General features: G+C 45.0%; 11 protein-coding genes. 4 read left to right on the top strand and 7 right to left on the bottom strand.

Annotated elements, in window-relative coordinates; genetic code table 11:
- The first annotated feature begins 1 nt into the window (after position 1).
- On the top strand, positions 2-1,276 hold the full coding sequence (locus tag ACYIA1_RS16740) for a lipopolysaccharide biosynthesis protein (RefSeq protein WP_005863577.1): 1,275 nt from the start codon (positions 2-4) through the stop codon (positions 1,274-1,276).
- 96 nt (positions 1,277-1,372) lie between these two features.
- Here the strand turns inward: ACYIA1_RS16740 and ACYIA1_RS16735 are convergent, their stop codons facing one another.
- The gene (locus ACYIA1_RS16735; protein ID WP_005863579.1) at positions 1,373-1,822 is read right to left on the bottom strand and encodes a YqaA family protein; all 450 of its coding nucleotides are present in this window, start codon (positions 1,820-1,822) and stop codon (positions 1,373-1,375) included.
- Positions 1,807-2,823: a hypothetical protein gene (locus ACYIA1_RS16730; RefSeq protein ID WP_480335997.1), complete on the bottom strand. Its 1,017-nt coding sequence runs from the start codon at positions 2,821-2,823 to the stop codon at positions 1,807-1,809. The genes ACYIA1_RS16735 and ACYIA1_RS16730 overlap by 16 nt, the downstream gene beginning before the upstream one ends.
- Positions 2,824-3,719: 896 nt before the next feature.
- Between ACYIA1_RS16730 and ACYIA1_RS16725 the strand changes: the two genes are divergently transcribed.
- From ACYIA1_RS16725 to ACYIA1_RS16715, 3 genes are all read left to right on the top strand, one after another.
- Positions 3,720-6,758: a SusC/RagA family TonB-linked outer membrane protein gene (locus ACYIA1_RS16725; protein WP_005863583.1), complete on the top strand. Its 3,039-nt coding sequence runs from the start codon at positions 3,720-3,722 to the stop codon at positions 6,756-6,758.
- A gap of 14 nt (positions 6,759-6,772) precedes the next feature.
- Positions 6,773-8,284 (top strand): RagB/SusD family nutrient uptake outer membrane protein, encoded by a 1,512-nt coding sequence (locus tag ACYIA1_RS16720; RefSeq protein WP_227154381.1) that lies wholly within the window; start codon positions 6,773-6,775, stop codon positions 8,282-8,284.
- A gap of 74 nt (positions 8,285-8,358) precedes the next feature.
- The gene (locus tag ACYIA1_RS16715) at positions 8,359-9,336 is read left to right on the top strand and encodes an endonuclease/exonuclease/phosphatase family protein (protein ID WP_005863587.1); all 978 of its coding nucleotides are present in this window, start codon (positions 8,359-8,361) and stop codon (positions 9,334-9,336) included.
- 63 nt (positions 9,337-9,399) lie between these two features.
- Here ACYIA1_RS16715 and ACYIA1_RS16710 read toward each other — a convergent pair whose 3' ends face one another.
- From ACYIA1_RS16710 to ACYIA1_RS16690, 5 genes are all read right to left on the bottom strand, one after another.
- Positions 9,400-11,982, bottom strand: a complete 2,583-nt coding sequence (locus ACYIA1_RS16710) for a family 78 glycoside hydrolase catalytic domain (protein WP_005863589.1) — start codon at positions 11,980-11,982, stop codon at positions 9,400-9,402.
- A gap of 24 nt (positions 11,983-12,006) precedes the next feature.
- Complete coding sequence (purD, locus tag ACYIA1_RS16705) at positions 12,007-13,278, bottom strand: phosphoribosylamine--glycine ligase (protein WP_217773380.1); 1,272 nt, start codon at positions 13,276-13,278, stop codon at positions 12,007-12,009.
- 35 nt (positions 13,279-13,313) lie between these two features.
- Positions 13,314-15,515, bottom strand: coding sequence for a S9 family peptidase (locus ACYIA1_RS16700; RefSeq protein ID WP_129984318.1), 2,202 nt, complete (start codon positions 15,513-15,515; stop codon positions 13,314-13,316).
- Positions 15,496-17,046 carry a THUMP domain-containing class I SAM-dependent RNA methyltransferase gene (locus ACYIA1_RS16695; protein ID WP_005863595.1) on the bottom strand — a complete coding sequence of 517 codons (1,551 nt, stop codon included), beginning with the start codon at positions 17,044-17,046 and terminating at the stop codon, positions 15,496-15,498. Before ACYIA1_RS16695 ends, ACYIA1_RS16700 begins: the two co-directional genes overlap by 20 nt.
- 130 nt (positions 17,047-17,176) lie before the next feature.
- Positions 17,177-18,076, bottom strand: a complete 900-nt coding sequence (locus ACYIA1_RS16690; RefSeq protein ID WP_005860231.1) for a serine O-acetyltransferase — start codon at positions 18,074-18,076, stop codon at positions 17,177-17,179.
- Positions 18,077-18,088: the final 12 nt, after the last annotated feature.

Raw genomic sequence — 18,088 nt, 5'->3', positions numbered from 1 at the left:
TATGTTAAAAAAGATACTGGGGACAATAGGCTCGCGTTATCTGATAGCCTTCCTTAACCTAGCGCTGATCTTCATCAACGCAAAGGTACTGGGAATCGAGGGCGTGGGGATGATCGGGTTGATCGTGGCCTCGGTAAATATAGCGGTAATCGTCAACGGGATTTTATGCGGGAATACGATTGTCTATTTCATGAACCGTTACTCCATGCGGACAATTTTCCTTCCCGCATATCTGTGGACACCTATCGGCTCTTCCCTAGCTTGCGGCTTCATGTATCTTACCGGGCTTTTACCCACCGGCTATCGGCTGGATATCTTCTTGTTGGCGATCTTGAGCTCTACGGTAAACGCCAATGCCCGCTTCTTGTTGGGTAAAGACAATATCAAAGGGTTTAATCTCACGTTTATATTGCAAGGAGGACTGCTATTTTTCGTCTTACTCTATTTCTATTATATATTGAAGCGCCCGGACGTACGGTCGTATGTCTGGGGATTATATGTCACGAACGGCATAGCCTTTATTGCCAGCCTATCGATGCTTGTTCCTTATTTCTTAAAGGAAACATCCCGGTCTTCCGGCAAATCACTCTACGGTCTATTAAAAGAAATGTTTGCCTACGGCCTGTGGGCCGGTGCGGACGGGTTGGCGGAAACCTGTACTACCCGACTCAATTATTTCTTGATACAACGTTTCGCCGGGTTGGGAAGCGTAGGCTTGCTAGATGCTGGGACCAAGATCTCCGAGAGTGTATGGAATATTAGTCGCAGCGTAAGTTTCATCGAATACAGTAGCGTGGCCAAGACCTCAGAGGCAACGGAACAAAAACGTATTACCTTACAGCTTTTCAAATTGACCTTTTGCGCTTTAGCCCTCGTGATGGGATGTATCCTATTGGTACCGGAATGGATATATACGGATTATCTTTTCAGCGCCGAGTTCAAAGGCATACGTAAAGTGATAGGCGGATTATCGATCGGAATCGTAGCGTTAGGCTGCAACAGCATCATCAGCCATTATTTCATCGGCAGCGGAAAGATCCGGTACAGTACGGCAAGCTCGTGCGTAGGGCTTATTGCCTTATTAATCTCCGGCTTTTTACTCATCCCGTCTTACGGGGTCGTAGGTTCCGCTATCACGACCAGTATCGCCTTTACCTCTATGCTGGTTTTCTCATTGACGGTCTTCTCCCGGCAAACACTTACACGCTGGAATGAGTTCCTTCCGAACAAAAAAGACTTCCAAGCTTGCAGAATTCATATACAAAAATCCTTGTAATTCTATCACGAATTTTATCGATAACGCCATCAAGTTCACGGAAAAGGGGACAATTACGCTTGAAATGATTTCGTGCAAGATACAGGTCTCGGGTTATCAAAACATGGACTGTACCTTATAAACAAACTCCATCCAAACCCAATAACGGATCGCTTTTCCTAAGAACATGGAGATCGCCACGACCCATATATTAGCCCGCAAGAAACCTAGAGCGACAGCGATAAAATCACCGATACCGGGAAGAAAAACAAAGAAGCCCATCCAAGAGCCTTTTCCCTTGATCCAATCCTGCACCTTCTGTAGTTTTACCGGATCGAGTTTGAGGTATTTCTCGATCCACTCTACCTTTCCCAGCATCCCCAGCCAATAGCAGCTCATTCCACCTAAGAAATTACCAAGCGTAGCAGCGATCATGCAAGGCCAATATGCCGAACCCGCCAATAATACACCCGTCAATACGACCTCACTGCTAAACGGCAAGATCGTAGCCGCTAAGAAAGAAGCGATAAACACCCCGATATACCCGTAGGCTATAAGAAATTCCATATACGTATCATTAATAATGCGATAAACATAACTACCGAGAAATGGAACAGCCAAAAGATATATTTCCCCCGGTTCACCGTAAAAAAATGGGCGATCAAGATAGACGCCGGGACACAGGCCATTTCCAGAAATTCCTCGGACGACTGCTCATAGATAAAGAACAATCCAAACGACCAAATGGCCATGACAATCAGAAAAGAAAGAAACTGACGAGTACGCAAATTATCCTCATACTCATGTGTAATGATGTTTAATGAGGCAATGATCGTTAATCCCGCCACTAAAACAATCTGTATCCAATCTATAATTCCCGTCCCTAGTACCGCAAGGAAACGGATCTTGAATAAGGAGGTGAAAGGTATGGTAAATGCCGTGAAATCCCATTCCCGGACACACCATCCGAAAACAAACCAATAAACCGTCAAGATTCCGAACAAGGAAGCGACAAATGTCCGGATATTCAATGTCCTGAAATTATACATCCCCAACCAAAACAGCGGCAAGAACCAAAGGATGTGTATCCACAACAGACTTCCGATACTGATAATCAAGGATGCGTTATAAGCCTTATCCGTAGCGTCCGGGTCATGATAAGAGGTAAATAACTGATAAAGGGCCAATATCAAACAAAACACCCCGACAGATGTTGATTTCAAGGGAAAGAAATCCGGGTTTGTACTTGTCAACAAGGCATAGAAGAGAAAGGGAAGCAATGTCTTCTCACGAATCAACATCAACGCATAGTTTACCCGATGCACCAGAAACGCACCACCGGCCATCAGCAAAAAACCGATCAAATAGGTAAACAACTTACCCGGAAGAACCAGACAAAGGGCATTCCATAAAGGAGGAGCCGTCACCTCTCCATACACGGGATAGCCTACCGAATCCACATACCCCACGATCCAACAAAAAATACAAGCGCAAAGCATGTACAAATGGGTCATAGGTGTCGCTATAGTATATCTACGTCCGTAATATGAAGTTGTTCCTCTTGCCATATACCTTATTCTTTCATATTCACATCCTAAAGGAATGAAATAAGTGGCAAAGGTATGAAAATATAACAAGTAAACTGCATCGGCCAACAAAGTTTACTAACCTTGTCATTTCAATTAACTGATTTGGCCGATGCAGCTAACAGACTTGGTCAATGCAGCCAACTGCAAATTAGCTATGTCTTTTTACCATATCACTTAAATATTATATTTACATTTGAAAAATATTCTCACAGAGCGTTGCATTGTTCAAAAAGAAACGTATATTTGTGTTGTCTGGCTAAAGAGCGGTCAGAAAAATAAAAAGAAAGCGTTTTTTGCTTTATCCTTGGTTCGAAGTCTGGAAAATTTCAAGCAAGGAGGATGAAGACAATGTAGCGCTCATTCTGTTAGTGCATGTACACGGCAAGCATTCGCTATGCCAATACATAACTTTACAGCGTGGGAATATTGTTTACTTATTCATCCTTGCAAGGTATTTCCAGACACCCGAATCAGATGAATAGAAAACAAGTCTCACGCTTACTTTGTTTTAAACCTAAAAATTTATATTACCCATAGGAGACAGAGGGAACTTTATTCAGGAAAGGACTTATGGGTACACAACGTCGGTGTTATGAGATCCAAGCCAACGTATCCCACTTGTAATTCAGGATCAAGAGGTACTCCCTCTAACAATTCATGTAAACAATTGCTCAAAGCCCTCACGGCTACTTTGTTAACGTTAAGAATAAGCCCTTAAACGTATGTTAAATTGATTATTTATGAGCAAGATTTAATATAGAGAAAACCATATAAAAGCGCTTAGATTCAAAATCTTTCTTACTATGCAACTCTAATGTAATCTACTTGTCACATGAATAGTCGTACTTTGTAATAGCTAAAAATTAAAACGATTTATGAAAAATTGCAAACATGTAGTCCCTATTCTGGGAGCCTTTTGCTTGATGGCATCTTTATCCTTTATGCCAAAGGAAGCTTGGGCAGAGTCTTCATTAGCACCTATCAGCCAGCAACAAGGCAGTTATCAGTTAACCGGTACCATCCTCGATGGAATGGGTGAACCTGTAATTGGAGCCAATGTATTGGTAAAAGGAACAACGAATGGAGTAGTAACAGACTTAAATGGAAAGTTCAGTTTACAAGTAAAGCCAAACGACATTCTACAAATCAGTTATATCGGTTATAATTCACAAGAAGTGGCAGTCAAAGGCCAACATACACTTAATATTACCCTGAAAGAAGATGTGGAATCTTTAGATGAGGTAGTGGTAGTTGGTTATGGGACAATGAAGAAGAAAGACCTAACCGGCTCTGTGAGTAGCGTGAAGGCAGATGAGCTGACAGCCTTTACCGTAGCCAACCCAGTACAGGCTTTACAAGGAAGAGTTCCCGGCGTAGTACTCTCCCAAAATACAGGTGATCCTTCCGGAGACTATTCTATTAGGATACGTGGAGTAAACTCTATCAAAGGTGACAACTCACCCCTATACATTATCGATGGTATTCCTGCCAGCACAGCCTCTATCAATACCTATGATATTGAATCTATGGAAATTTTGAAAGACGCATCCGCTACTGCCATCTATGGTTCACGTGGTGCTAATGGTGTCGTGATGATCACGACCAAGAAAGGGAAAAGTGGAAAAGCGAAAGTCTCATACGATTTTGAATATGGATTCCAAAAGCAAATCAAGAAACTGGATTTGATGGATGCCCAAGAGTGGGCCCGTTTTTATAACGAATACCTTGTAAACGCAGAGATACTGGAAACCGCTCCCTTTAGTGAAGCTGACATAACCGCCATGGGGAAAGGTATGGACTGGCAAAAAGAGTTCTTTCAAAATGCTCCCATTATGAATCATAACATCAATGTATCTGGAGGTACCGATGACCTAAAATATTTTGTCAGTGGCTCTGCCATGACTAAAGATGGTTTGATCCCGAACAGTTATTATAACAAGTACAATTTGCGTAGTAGTTTGGATATGACTATGAGCAAGATGATAACCGCTTCCGTCAGTATGGGCTATAGTATGATTAACCAGATGAACCAGTCTGATGGAGGTGGTAATGGCGGTTCATCTATGATTGGTGCTGCTTACTCCGCCTCACCAAACTTTTATCCTTATGATGAGAATGGAGATTATAAAGATCTACGCTCTTGGTACAGCTGGTCTAGCCATGAGATCAAGAACCCTTTATGTATGGCTTATGAGTCCACTTATAAAACCGTGACAAATCTGACCAACATCAACGCCGCCTTGAACTTCAATCCGATTAAAGGCTTAAGCATACGGACCAGTTTCGGATTGGAAGGATCTGATGCCCGCTACGATGGTTACACCACCAAAAAGTATATTTACAAAAATAATACTGCCGATGTCAACCACAAGCGTAGTACGAACATCATTAACGAAGATATCGTGACCTACGATTTTTCGTTAAACAACATCCACAGTTTTAACGTAATGGGCGGCTTTACTTACCAACAAAATGTTTACAAATCGATCGCAGCCTCAGGCAACACTTTCTTGAGTGACGTTCAAGAAACGAACAACCTGTCATCAGCAGGAACAGCCAACACACCAAGTACAAACTACAGCAAATGGGTCTTGATGTCTTATCTTGGGCGTATCAACTATAGTTTATTAGGACGTTACCTCGTAACAGCCAGTTTCCGTGCTGATGGATCAAGCCGCTATTCGGAAGGATCAAGATGGGGATATTTCCCTTCTGGTGCTGTGGCATGGCGTGTGTCTGAAGAGCCTTTCATGAAAGAATTTGAAAGTATTTCAAACATGAAGTTGCGTGTTGGCTATGGAAAGACAGGCTCAACAGCTATTGATCCCTACATGACACAAAATCTACTAACCACAGGCAAGACTGCTACTGGAAGCGAGAACGTACCTTACTACTCACCCAGCAGTACCTATCCAGAAGATCTGAAATGGGAGACGACCTCGCAATGGGATGCCGGCGTGGATTTGGGATTCTTTAAACAACGTCTACGTATTACCGCAGACTACTATTATAAGAAAACCACGGATCTACTGAATACAGTATCACTTCCTTCATCATCCGGTTACAAGTCCACCGTACGTAACATCGGTAGTATAAGCAATCAAGGCGTCGAATTATTGATCGAGGGTGATGTGGTACAAAACAAGGACTTTGGCTTAACCTTACAGTTCAATATAGCTCATAATAAGAATCGCGTCGAAGAATTAGCTGATGGTAAAGATATCCTTGGCACAACTTATAGCAACTATGGATCTGGTTCCATCACAATTATCCGTGAAGGTGAGCCATTAGGAGCTTTCTATGTCTACAAAGACACTGGTTTAGACGAGAACGGTTCTTTATCTTATGAGGATATGAACGGAGATGGCCAGTACACCGATACGGAAGACCGTTACATCGCAGGTTCTCCTTTCCCTGATTTTACATATGGTTTGAACTGTGGTATCCGCTATAAGAACTGGGACTTCAACTTCTTTTTACAAGGCAGTCAAGGTAACGACGTGTTTAACTTGAGTGAGATGCGAAACTACAGCTATGGCCAAGGCATGAATATTGAGCGTAAAGTATACTACGAGAGTTGGCGAGAAGGTCAAGACAACAGTCATGCTGCCTATCCCAAGATCAATGCCGTTGGTTCACTGAAATACTCTGACCGCTTTATCGAGAATGGTTCCTATCTGCGTCTAAAAAACATCAGTTTAGCTTACAATCTGCCATGTGACAAGTGGGCTACCAAAAATTGGCTAAACGGTATTCGTATCTTCGTTAGCGCACAGAACTGGTTGACATTAACGAAGTATAAAGGTGTAGATCCTGAAGTTAGCTCAAAAGGCAGCGACGTGAATGCAGGTATAGACCATTTGACTTATCCAAACAGTAAAACCCTTTCCATGGGTGTGAGTGTTAAATTTTAAAATAAGCGAAAACAATGAGACATCTAATAATAATAAGCGCAATGGCCGGAGTTACTCTACTAACAGCTTGTGACAACGCCTTAAATGAGACCGATTATACTTATTCGATCTCAAGCGAGACATTTTATAATACTGTAGAAGAAGCAAATGCTGCGGTATTAGCACCGTTAGACGCAATGCGGTCAGCCTATAATTCAAACTTCTTCGCCACATTAGAGATCAATACAGAATATTGTTATCCAAAAGGAGTTTATCAAACATACAAACAATACAATGGCTTTGTGAACGCAACACATATGAACCGGAGTGATTCAAACTGGCAGAGCCTCTATAAGGCTATTATGTTCTGTAACACCGCTATCGAGCGGATACCTAACGCTACAAAGATGACCGAAGAGGAAAAGTTGGCCTATCTGGGAGAGTTACGCTTTTTACGAGGCTTCAACTACTTTAATCTCGTGAAATACTGGGGTGGTGTACCTTTGAAAACAGATAAAAATATCACAGAGTGGAATATTCCCAAGAGTAGCAAAGAAGAAGTATACAACTTCATAATCGAAGATTTAAAATATGCTTTAGATAATTGTCCTGACAAAAAACGTTATTTGGCTACTCCAGATAAAAATACCGTACGGGTCTGCCTAGCAGATGTATATATGCATACAGGAGATTACATCGAGGCAAAAAAGCTAAGTGGAGAAGTGGTGAACAGTGGTACATACCAATTAGTACAAGTTGCGGAACCACGTGACTTTGACAAGGTATTTGGCGCAGACTTGACCACCTCTACAGAGGAGATATTCTACATCAAGACTTCACGTATTGATGGTAAGACATGGGACTACCTATCCTATACCTCACATCCAAAGTATGAGTTCGTTCCCGGTAAAACCATGTTAAATGGTAACGGCTATTACACGCACTATACAGACCTGCGTAACCATATCATCAAGAGCTGGGACACGAATGACCTACGTTACGGTATGAACATAGGTTTTTATGTATTCGGCAAAGACGCTTACGGTGAATATACTTGTCTACTCACAAAATATACGGATCCGAACGCACAAGGTAATGGCGCAAATGTATCTATTCCTTTGATCCGCTATACAGATGCTATGCTGATCTACAGTGAGGCTTGTGCCCGTGTTGCCAATACCCCAACTATGGAATCCATTGAAATGTTAAACCAATTGCGCCGACGTGCCTATGGCAAAGATCCTAAAGTACCTAATGCTGAACTGGACTATAAGTTGAGTGATTACGCCAGTATGACCGCTTATATGGATTTACTATTAAAAGAAGAGACTTATGAACACTTCAATGAGGCAAAGCACTGGGACTTCATAGTCCGTCAAGGTCGTGCTCAAGAACTGGTAGGTAAGTACTTTAATGTGGAGACCGGTGAATATACACAGATTCAAGAACGTCATTATTTATGGAAAATACCAGACAGCGAATTCAATTATAACAAAGCAATGGATCAAGTTAAAGATCAGAATCCGGGTTATACCAGCTCCAATTAAAAAAGAAAAAGATAAATTTGTAACAAACCAGTCCCGGGTTACTTACGCCCGGGACAAAACAAATCAGATATATTATGAACAGAAACAAATTTTTAAAGACATTATCCGCAGTCTGCATCTCCACTCTCTTAATCTCTTGCGGACAAAAAAAAGAACAGAAACCATTACGTCTACTCTACTGGAATATACAAAACGGTATGTGGTGTGGACAAGATGATAATTACGAGAAATTCACGACTTGGGTAAAACAACAAGATCCTGATATTTGCGTATGGTGTGAGGCTCAAAGCATCTATAAAAATGGTACCGCGGATCCTTTGGATTCCCAAGAACGTTTTCTGGTAGATAATTGGGGAGTATTAGCCAAACGGTACGGACACCCTTACTGGTACATAGGCGGACATCGGGATAATTACCCGCAGGTCATCACCTCTAAGTATCCGATCGAAAATATAAAAAAAATAATAGGTGAGGAGCCAAACCAAGTAGTAACCCACGGTGCCGGTTGGGCAAAGATCATTGTAGACGAAAAGGTTTTAAATATAGTAACACTACACACATGGCCACAACAATGGGCTTTTCGCACTGAAGACCAAGAAGCAAGTAAAGCTGAAAACGGTGGTGATAAATACCGTCGCATGGAAATAGAGTATATTTGTAAGCACACCATTGGTACTAGCACGAATGCTACCAACGAATATTGGATGATGATGGGTGACTTCAACAGCCGCAATCGCACAGACAACGCCATCTATCGATATCCGGAAGATAGTCCTAAGTTTTTGACGCAAGACTATATCGCTCAAGAAACACCTTATGTAGATGTCATCGCTAAGAAGTATCCAAATGAATTTAAGACAACAACCGGTAAAGAAGCCCGCATTGATTACGTATATTGTACACAGCCTTTGTTTGACATAATCCAGTATGCAGACGTAATTACAGATGAGTACACGAAGCCTGTACGTGACCCGAAAGAGCTATCTAATTTCTGGTGGCCATCCGATCATCGTCCGATTATTATTGATTTTGATCTGAGTAAATTAAAATAATACTATCAATAATCTTACCCAAGCTTACAAACTTCAATGTAAACTTGGGTAAGTATAAGCTACTTATTTAACGATCTGATACGAACCCGCACGATACTCGTGAGCTTGGCTTTCGCCCGGAAGTGTCACGAGAGCGACCGCTCCTTCGGGAATGGTGAAATCCCAAATCCACTGGTCTCCCTCATACTTCCAAGAGCTCTTGATAATCCCTGCCGCCGAATTGTACTCCGCGTTTACGAACTCCAGACGCTTATCGGGAATCGGCTTCATGATAATGCGCTTGAATCCTGGCTCCGACGTATCCGCAGAGATACCAGCCATGGTCTCCCACATCCATTCACATACACATCCATAGGCATAGTGATTAAAGCTGTTCATGCCTTGCGGTCCCATGCCTTTATCAAGCATATAGCTATTCCAACGCTCCCAAATCGTTGTCGCCCCATTATCTACCGAATACAGCCAACTCGGATTCTTGCGCTGGAAAAGAAGCTCGTAAGCGATATCGCTCATTCCATTCTCCGTAAGCGTAGGCATCAGGATAGAAGTACCCAAGAAACCTGTCTGAAGGCAATTGCCATGCTCGGCGAAGTTGTCACGCAGTCGTTTCATCATGTTCTCCTTGGCTACCCCTTCGACCAGCTTGTTCTTCAAGGCGAATAGGGCAGGCGTCTGCATGGTATTGAATATCGCCGTCTTAAATTCTCCGTCAACATTCAGGAATTTATCCAATATATACTGTTTCGCTAGAGCAGCCATCGCTTCGTATTTCTCGGCATCCCGTCCCGTCGCACGAGCCATATCGCTCATCATTCCGGCATCTATAAGCCAGTAATTCGCACTTAGATAATTCCAATAATCATAGGCTTCCGGAAGCGTTCCGGATCCATCCTTCGCTGTATGTCTGCCGCTGCAACTCTCAAGCGGCTCGTAACTGAGCCAGTCGGCCCACTGGTAATTGCCATTCTCCGCGCTGAGGGCATGATGGTCATACTTGGTCTCGTTGATATGATTGAGATATTTCTCCATCGCCGCCCAATTCTCATCGATAATCTGAGTGTCACCAAATTGTTTCCAGACAACCCAAGGCACGATAACTCCCGCGTCCGACCAGCCCAAGCGGTTCATATCAGTAGGAGACGCACCGTATTGAGCCAATGGAGCGACACCGGGATACGCACCGGTTGGTGATTGTGTGTCACGCATATCACGCATCCATTTATGGAAGAAATCAGCGGTATTGGCAAAGAAAGTACCAGTCTCAGCAAATACCTGCGTGTCGGCGGTCCATCCCAGCCGTTCGTTGCGCTGCGGACAGTCGGTAGGAACCGAAAGGTAGTTGGAACGTTGTCCCCATAGGGTATTTGAAATCAACTGATTGACTAGTTTGTTGCCGGTCGTTATTGATCCGGTCTCCATCTGTTGGGTAATCGAGGAGACAGGAATCGACTGGATCGACCGGATACGTACCTCCTGATCGGCCGTGATCGATACGAAGCGATAACCATAGAACGTGCGAAGAGGGCGATAGGTCGTATAGTCCTTATGATCCGCAAAGGTATAGTCGAGTAACATCCCGGTATCCGGAGTGCGTAGATTCAAGCGATGGCAACTACCTTCAGGCCCATCCATTCCTCGGCTCTTCGCACCATTTCCATCGTTCAATATCTCAGAAGGACGACAATTTAGTTGGGTACCCTCCTTTGCCATGAACTCGAAAGCAGGAACCGCCGCGCAATTCTGGCCAAAGTCCACGACAAGTGTCTCGCCCGGATGAACCACCATTTCCTCGCCAGCCGCATATTCTTTCGTTATAACAACCTTTCCATAAGCATCTTCACTCTCTCCGGTGACCCCTTTCCATAGATAGGCCTTTTGAGGAGAAAGCGCCAAATCTTCACGAAAATAGACCTCACCTCCATTTGAAGGAAGTATCTCTCCCTCAAATTCCGTATTCTTTTCCGGTGTCGAAAGCTTATCGAGCGTATCGTATCCCGGTAACTCACGGGCATCATATTCCTCACCATCAAAGATAGCGGCATGTTTGACCGGTCCGGCGATCCCGGCTTTCCAATCGCTCGTATTGGAACCTAAGTACGCCTTGCTACCATCCGCATAGGTAAGCTCAAGCACTCCACGGAAAGCGACCTTGGTACCCACCATTCCTTGCTGGCCGCTGTATGTGATGATCTTATCGGCCCACCATCCCGGTGTCACCTGCACAGCGAAAACATTCTCCGCTCCCGCTTGTTTCGACAGGGCATTGCTTACCTCATACGTAAACGAACGCTTCGTCTTGTAGGGATGCGTAAAACCCGGTTTGAGAATCTCTTCTCCGATCAACTTCCCATTCACGTATAACTCGTACACACCCAAGCCCGTGGTCATCCAGCGTGCCGAGGTTATCTCTTTTTCATTCCTTACGACACTCACGAACCAAGCGGCACCATCGGCCGCACGCTCATTCGATCCGTTGATCTCACCCGTTATAACAGGAGCATTTGCCACGGATATCCATTCGGAATGGTTCCAAGCGGCATCATCCAATGCGGAGACACGCTTCCCCGATTCGTTCGTCTGATCAGTCGAACATGCATAGAGAGCCGCACAAACAACCCCTAAAAGCAATAGTTTTCGTTTTTTCATACGTATATTCTCTCTAATTGTCATTTACAGATCAAACCCGATATCCCGACGGAAATACTTCTTATCGAAATCGATCTGCTTAGCTCCGGCGAAAGATTGGGCCAAAGCCTCTTCCTTAGTAGCCCCATACGAACTGACCGCAATCACACGACCGCCATTCGTCAGGATCTGGCCGTCTACCAGCTTCGTTCCGGCATGGAACACTATATTGTTCGAGGATACGCCATCCAATCCCGTGATTACCTTATTCTTCTCGTAAGCCTCCGGGTAACCGCCGCTTACCAACATAACCGTAACCGCCGCACGAGGGTCCTGTACCAATGTACGAGCCGCTAAATCGCCTTCCGCTACCCCTTCCAGCAAATCAACCAAATCGCTTTGGATACGAAGCATGACTACCTCTGTCTCCGGATCGCCCATACGACAATTGTATTCTATCACCATCGGCTCATTCTTCACGTTGATCAGACCCAAGAAGATGAAACCTTTATAATCGATATGCTCCGCTTTCAATCCCTCTACGGTAGGACGGATAATACGCTCGTCCACCTTCGCCATAAAGACCTCATCAGCGAAAGGAACCGGGGAAACGGCTCCCATGCCACCGGTATTCAATCCCGTATTGCCCTCGCCGATACGCTTATAATCTTTCGCTACCGGAAGCACCTTGTAATCGTTGCCATCCGTCAAGACGAATACGGAGCATTCGATACCATCCAAGAACTCCTCGATCACGACCGTCTTGCTCGCGTCACCAAACATTCCGCCCAGCATATCTCCCAACTCTTTCTTGGCTTCCTCCAAGTTATCGATAATCAGTACCCCTTTACCGGCAGCCAATCCATCCGCTTTCAAAACATAAGGAGCGGAAAGAGATTCCAAGAACGCATAACCTTCCTCTAAGTTTTCAGCGGAAATACTCTTATAACGAGCGGTCGGGATATTATGACGCATCATGAACGCCTTGGCGAAATCCTTGCTACCTTCCAATTGGGCACCTTCCCCACTCGGGCCGATCACGGGGATGGAGCTTAATGCCTCATCCTTCTTGAAATAATCATAAACACCCTTCACCAATGGATCCTCGGGACCTACCACGACCATATTCACTTGGTTCGCCAACGCAAAATCCTTGATAGCGGCAAAATCATCCGCTTTAATATCCACGTTGGTTCCTACCAACGCTGTTCCCGCGTTACCGGGAGCGATAAATAACTTATCAACTTTCGGGCTTTGAGCGATCTTCCAAGCGATCGCATGCTCACGCCCACCAGAGCCTAATAACAATATATTCATATCTCTTCTAATTTTCAATTCTCAATTCTCCATTTTCAATTCCCAAGGTAGTCATCAAAATACCTCGTAATCTTCTCATGCAAATGCGGACGGTCCTTACCGGTCACATTATGCTCATGGCGAGGATACACAAAGTAATCCGGATACGTATCAGCCTCTACGCAAGCCTTTAAGAAACCAAGGCTGTGTTGCCACACTACCACCGGATCGATATCCCCATGTATCATCAACAGATGGCCTTTCAGATTACCGGCCTTCAGTTTCAGGTTCGCGTTCTTATAACCTTCCGGATTATCCTGCGGGCGATCCATATAACGCTCGCCATACATAATCTCGTAATTGCTCCAGTCGATAACCGGCCCTCCGGCCACGCCCACCTTAAAGATCTCCGGATAAGTCAGCATCAAGTTCGTTGTCATAAAACCGCCATAACTCCAGCCATGTACCCCGATACGGTCGGCATCCACATAAGACAAAGATTTCAGGAACTCGACACCCTTCACTTGGTCCGCCATCTCATTGATACCCAAATTACGATGAATCACGCTCTCAAAAGCATGTCCACGATTTGCCGAGCCGCGGCTATCCACGGTAAACATCACATAACCTCTCTGTGCCATATAAAGATCCCAACCACGAGCCCCGTTTTGCCAGTCGCCCGTAACAAGCTGTACTTTAGGACCTCCATATACATAGACAATCGTAGGATACTTCTTCGTCTCATCCAAATCCGGCGGTAAAGTCAACCGGTAATTCAAGCGAGTCTTACCATCGGCAGCAAGGATATGTCCAACCTTGATCCGCGGCATCCGATACGATTTAAAGGGATCCGGAGCGGAAAGTAAGGTAGAAATCACCTTAGCGTCCTTTACACGGATTAAATCGATATCCCTCGGGGTAGAAGGAGAACTTACATAATCAATCGCATATTCGCCGGAGGGACTCAGCAACCAACGGTGCACGCCCACTTTCCAACTCAAGCAATTCATGATATCACCCGTTCTCAAATCCGTCTCCCAAATATAACGTTGCATCCCCGTTCCTTGCATATTCGGAGATACGGGATGAGGTGCCGTTCCCTCGAAAATCACCTTATTTCCGTCTTTGCTAAAGCCTAGCACCTTGGTAACCACCCATTCCCCACCGGTTAGCTTCCTTAATTCCTTTCCAGTCGTATCATACAGATATAGATGGTTATAGCCATCCGCCTCACTCTGCCAGATAAACTTATCCGGATCGTTCGGCAAGAAAAGCACGGGATGCTGCGGCTCCACATAACAACGATCCGTCTCGGTAAACAGATCAGCCTCTTTCTTTCCCGTCAAGGCAGAGTACCGCACCAAATGCATCTCGTTCTGCTCACGATTCAACTCAGCGATATAAATACTCTTCTCATCCGGACTCCAAGCGATATTTGTTAAATATTTCTCTTTCGGCAAGCCTGTCTCCAACCAAACCGTCTGCCCGGTAGCTACCTGATAGACACCCACCGTAACCTCATGGCTCTTCATTCCAGCCATCGGATATTTATGAGGAACCGGCGTAGCGCAACGAGTATCGATATTCACCAGCGGGTAAGCGGTCACCATACGCTCATCCATACGATAAAACGCTAGAGCCGAGCCTTTAGGAGACCAAAACATACCTTTCGTAATCCCGAACTCCCGTTGATGGACAGCCTGTCCGCATACGATTCCATCCTGTGTTTCACGTGTAACAATCGTATTTCGTCCATCCGGGGATAAAATATGCACATTGTTTCCCTCCGTAAAAGCTAAGTTATTCGTAGCCGGACAAAAGTCATAATTCGCCCAGTTATTCTTCAAAGCATAATCAGCGACTACCTTATTCTTCTTATAGTCATAATGAATCCGGTGCTGTTTGCTAGTAAAAGCCAAGACCGAACCTCTTTCATAGGGTACCGAAAAGCTAGGCAAGGAACCAACCGTCTGTAGGTTTGCCGCCGTCAAGGCCCCATTCAGTCTTTCCAACGAAAAAAGGACCTCTTCTTTTTTCCCCGGCTTAGCTCCTAACACGCTATCTCCCTTAACATATAAGTACTCGTCCCCGCACCATCGTAACTGTTTCAAGTCACGAGGTACGAAGCGGCTATACGTCTTCCCTCCAGGAATCAAGTCGTGCAAGGAGAGTTGCTTATCTTGGGCGGTAATCGACATCGTTAATAAAATCAGACATAGGCTTATGAATAAAGATGATTTAATCCTCATAATCATCATACCCTCTCCGTTTTATAGGCTTTATAGGTTTGCTAAATGGGCGCTTTCCATCCCGCTTATGATCGCCAAACCCTTTCTTACGGTCATCCTCATCCCGATAACGCATTTTCACAGGACGTTCTCCTTTTGGCTTGATCGGCTTACGAACCGGGGCATCCACGAATTTCTTGCGGACCGGACGGTCCTCTCCCCGATCCTCTCCAAAGATACGTTTCCCCGGAATGGAAGCGAAACGCTCCTCATCATCCTCGCTATGGGCAGCGGCGAAACGACGCTCCGGACGATCCACACGACCCGTACGGAAGTTTGGACGATCATTGCCTCTACGCTCGAAAGAGCCTTCCGATCTGTGCGGACGCTCCTCTCCATCCTCATTCAATGCCTTTTTGAAGTCCTTATTGGTTCCCTCAAATAACTCATAGCAACGGTATTCGCACTCCAAGGAACCGTTCATCAATTTGATCTTCTCGCTCGGGCGCAAGCCGATCTTATCGAAACATTCATCTTTATAGCTCAAAATCCAAGCCTTATATCCCATGAACACATGTTTCAAACGCTCGCCGATCATATTATACAATCCCAATAGATCACGAGATGATATACGCTCTCCATAAGGTGGGTTCGTCACCAATATACCTGGCTTCGGAGCCTCTGTATATTGTTGGAACGGTTTCACCTTCAGATCGATATATTTCATCAAGCCAGCGCTACGGATATTCTCCAAGGCGATATCGATAGCGGCTTGGGAAATATCGGAGCCATAGCAATGGAAAGCGAACTCACGCTCCCCGCTCTCATCATTATAAATACGATCGAACAATTCCTCATCATAGTCCACCCATTTCTGGAAAGCGAACTCTTTCCGATGGATACCCGGAGCGATATTCAAGGCGATCATGGCAGCCTCGATCAACAATGTACCGGAACCACACATCGGATCTACGAAATTAGATTCTCCTTTCCAACCGGTTTTTAGGATCATGCCGGCAGCCAACACCTCATTCAACGGAGCTTCCGTTTGATCCACCCGATAACCACGCTTGTGCAAAGACTCGCCGGAGCTATCGATAGATAAGGTACAATCGTTATGCGAAATATGGATATTGATATATAAGTCCGGGTTATTGACACGAACGGACGGACGCTTCTTGAACTTCTCGATGAAATAATCCACGATAGCGTCTTTCGTACGGTAAGCGACAAACTTCGAGTGATTGAAATCCTCGGAATAGATCACCGAGTCGATCGCGAACGTCTTGTCCAGCGACAAATACTTCTCCCACTCTACCTTTTTCACCTCTTTATAAACGGTATCAGCATCTTTGGCCTTGAAATGATAAATCGGTTTCAGAATGCGCAGGGCAGTACGGCAGTGGAAATTCGCTTTATAAAGCAATTCCTTATCACCCGTAAAGGAAACCATACGACGACCGATCTGCAAGTCGTTGGCACCTAAAGCTAATAACTCCTCGGCCAAGATCTCTTCCAACCCGTATAGGGTTTTGGCCACCATTTCAAATGTCTCGCTCATTTTAATTGAAAATTGAGAATTGAGAATTGAAAATTATTCCCAATTGCGTATTACGTTGTTTATTATTAATTATTCTCATTTCGCTCTCTGACATGCTTCGATCTCCTTCCAGCTACCCTCTTGATAATTTTCAATTCTCAATTTTCAATTGTGTAACCGTACTCCCTGCCGGTACATCCTCCGCTATCCAGACGTTACCACATATCGTAGCCCCTCTGCCAATCCGGATTTTACCGATTAAGGTGGAATTAGAATATACTGTCACATGATCTTCCAAGATAGGATGACGGGCTACGCCACGGATAGCGTTACCGTTCTCATCGGGGGGAAGTTTCTCTCCCGCCAAGCTGACGCCCTGAAAGATTCGGACGTAATTGCCGATCACGCTCGTCTCGCCGATCACCGTACCCGTCCCGTGGTCTATCGAGAAATGATGACCGATCTTCGCGCCCGGATGGATATCGATACCGGTCTCGGAATGTGCCATCTCCGTAATCATACGAGGAATATAAGGAACCCCGAGCTTATACAATTGATGGGCGATCCGGTAATTACCGATCGCCCGGAAACCGGGATAACAAAATATGACCTCACCTAGATTTTGAGCGGCGGGATCGCCATTGAAAGTCGCCTCCACATCCGTAGCCAGCAGACCGCGAATCTCCGGAAGCGTAGAGATGAAAGCCTCCGAAATAGCCTCTGCCTCAGCGGAGATCTTTTCTTCCGGGCAAGTCACGCAAGATGTATCCGCGAAACAAAGTCCCGCATAAACCTGCTTGGATAATAAAGAATGAAGAGTCTCAACATTTACGCCCGTATGAAAACGGATCGTCTGTTTACTGATACGGGCATTCCCATAATAACCGGGGAACAGGATCGCACGGCATAGATCGATGATCTCTTTCAGCACCTCGCCCGAGGGCAGCGCCTCCTCATCCCTGTACGCATGGAACAATTGTTTATACGATGCCTCATCCGATAGCTTCTCCACCGTATCGCCCAATACGCTACTATGCCTCTGTATATCCATTATTTGCGGAAT

The organism is Parabacteroides sp. KHUB-02 (assembly GCF_056640955.1).
This window is presented reverse-complemented; position numbering and strand designations above follow the sequence as displayed.

Bases quoted from the DNA above. Each gene is read 5' to 3' on its own strand.
- ACYIA1_RS16740 (WP_005863577.1), top strand. From the start codon at position 2: ATGTTAAAAAAGATACTGGGGACAATAGGCTCGCGTTATCTGATAGCC.
- ACYIA1_RS16735 (WP_005863579.1), bottom strand. From the start codon at position 1,822: ATGGAATTTCTTATAGCCTACGGGTATATCGGGGTGTTTATCGCTTCT.
- ACYIA1_RS16730 (WP_480335997.1), bottom strand. From the start codon at position 2,823: ATGGCAAGAGGAACAACTTCATATTACGGACGTAGATATACTATAGCG.
- ACYIA1_RS16725 (WP_005863583.1), top strand. From the start codon at position 3,720: ATGAAAAATTGCAAACATGTAGTCCCTATTCTGGGAGCCTTTTGCTTG.
- ACYIA1_RS16720 (WP_227154381.1), top strand. From the start codon at position 6,773: ATGAGACATCTAATAATAATAAGCGCAATGGCCGGAGTTACTCTACTA.
- ACYIA1_RS16715 (WP_005863587.1), top strand. From the start codon at position 8,359: ATGAACAGAAACAAATTTTTAAAGACATTATCCGCAGTCTGCATCTCC.
- ACYIA1_RS16710 (WP_005863589.1), bottom strand. From the start codon at position 11,982: ATGAAAAAACGAAAACTATTGCTTTTAGGGGTTGTTTGTGCGGCTCTC.
- purD (WP_217773380.1), bottom strand. From the start codon at position 13,278: ATGAATATATTGTTATTAGGCTCTGGTGGGCGTGAGCATGCGATCGCT.
- ACYIA1_RS16700 (WP_129984318.1), bottom strand. From the start codon at position 15,515: ATGATGATTATGAGGATTAAATCATCTTTATTCATAAGCCTATGTCTG.
- ACYIA1_RS16695 (WP_005863595.1), bottom strand. From the start codon at position 17,046: ATGAGCGAGACATTTGAAATGGTGGCCAAAACCCTATACGGGTTGGAA.
- ACYIA1_RS16690 (WP_005860231.1), bottom strand. From the start codon at position 18,076: ATGGATATACAGAGGCATAGTAGCGTATTGGGCGATACGGTGGAGAAG.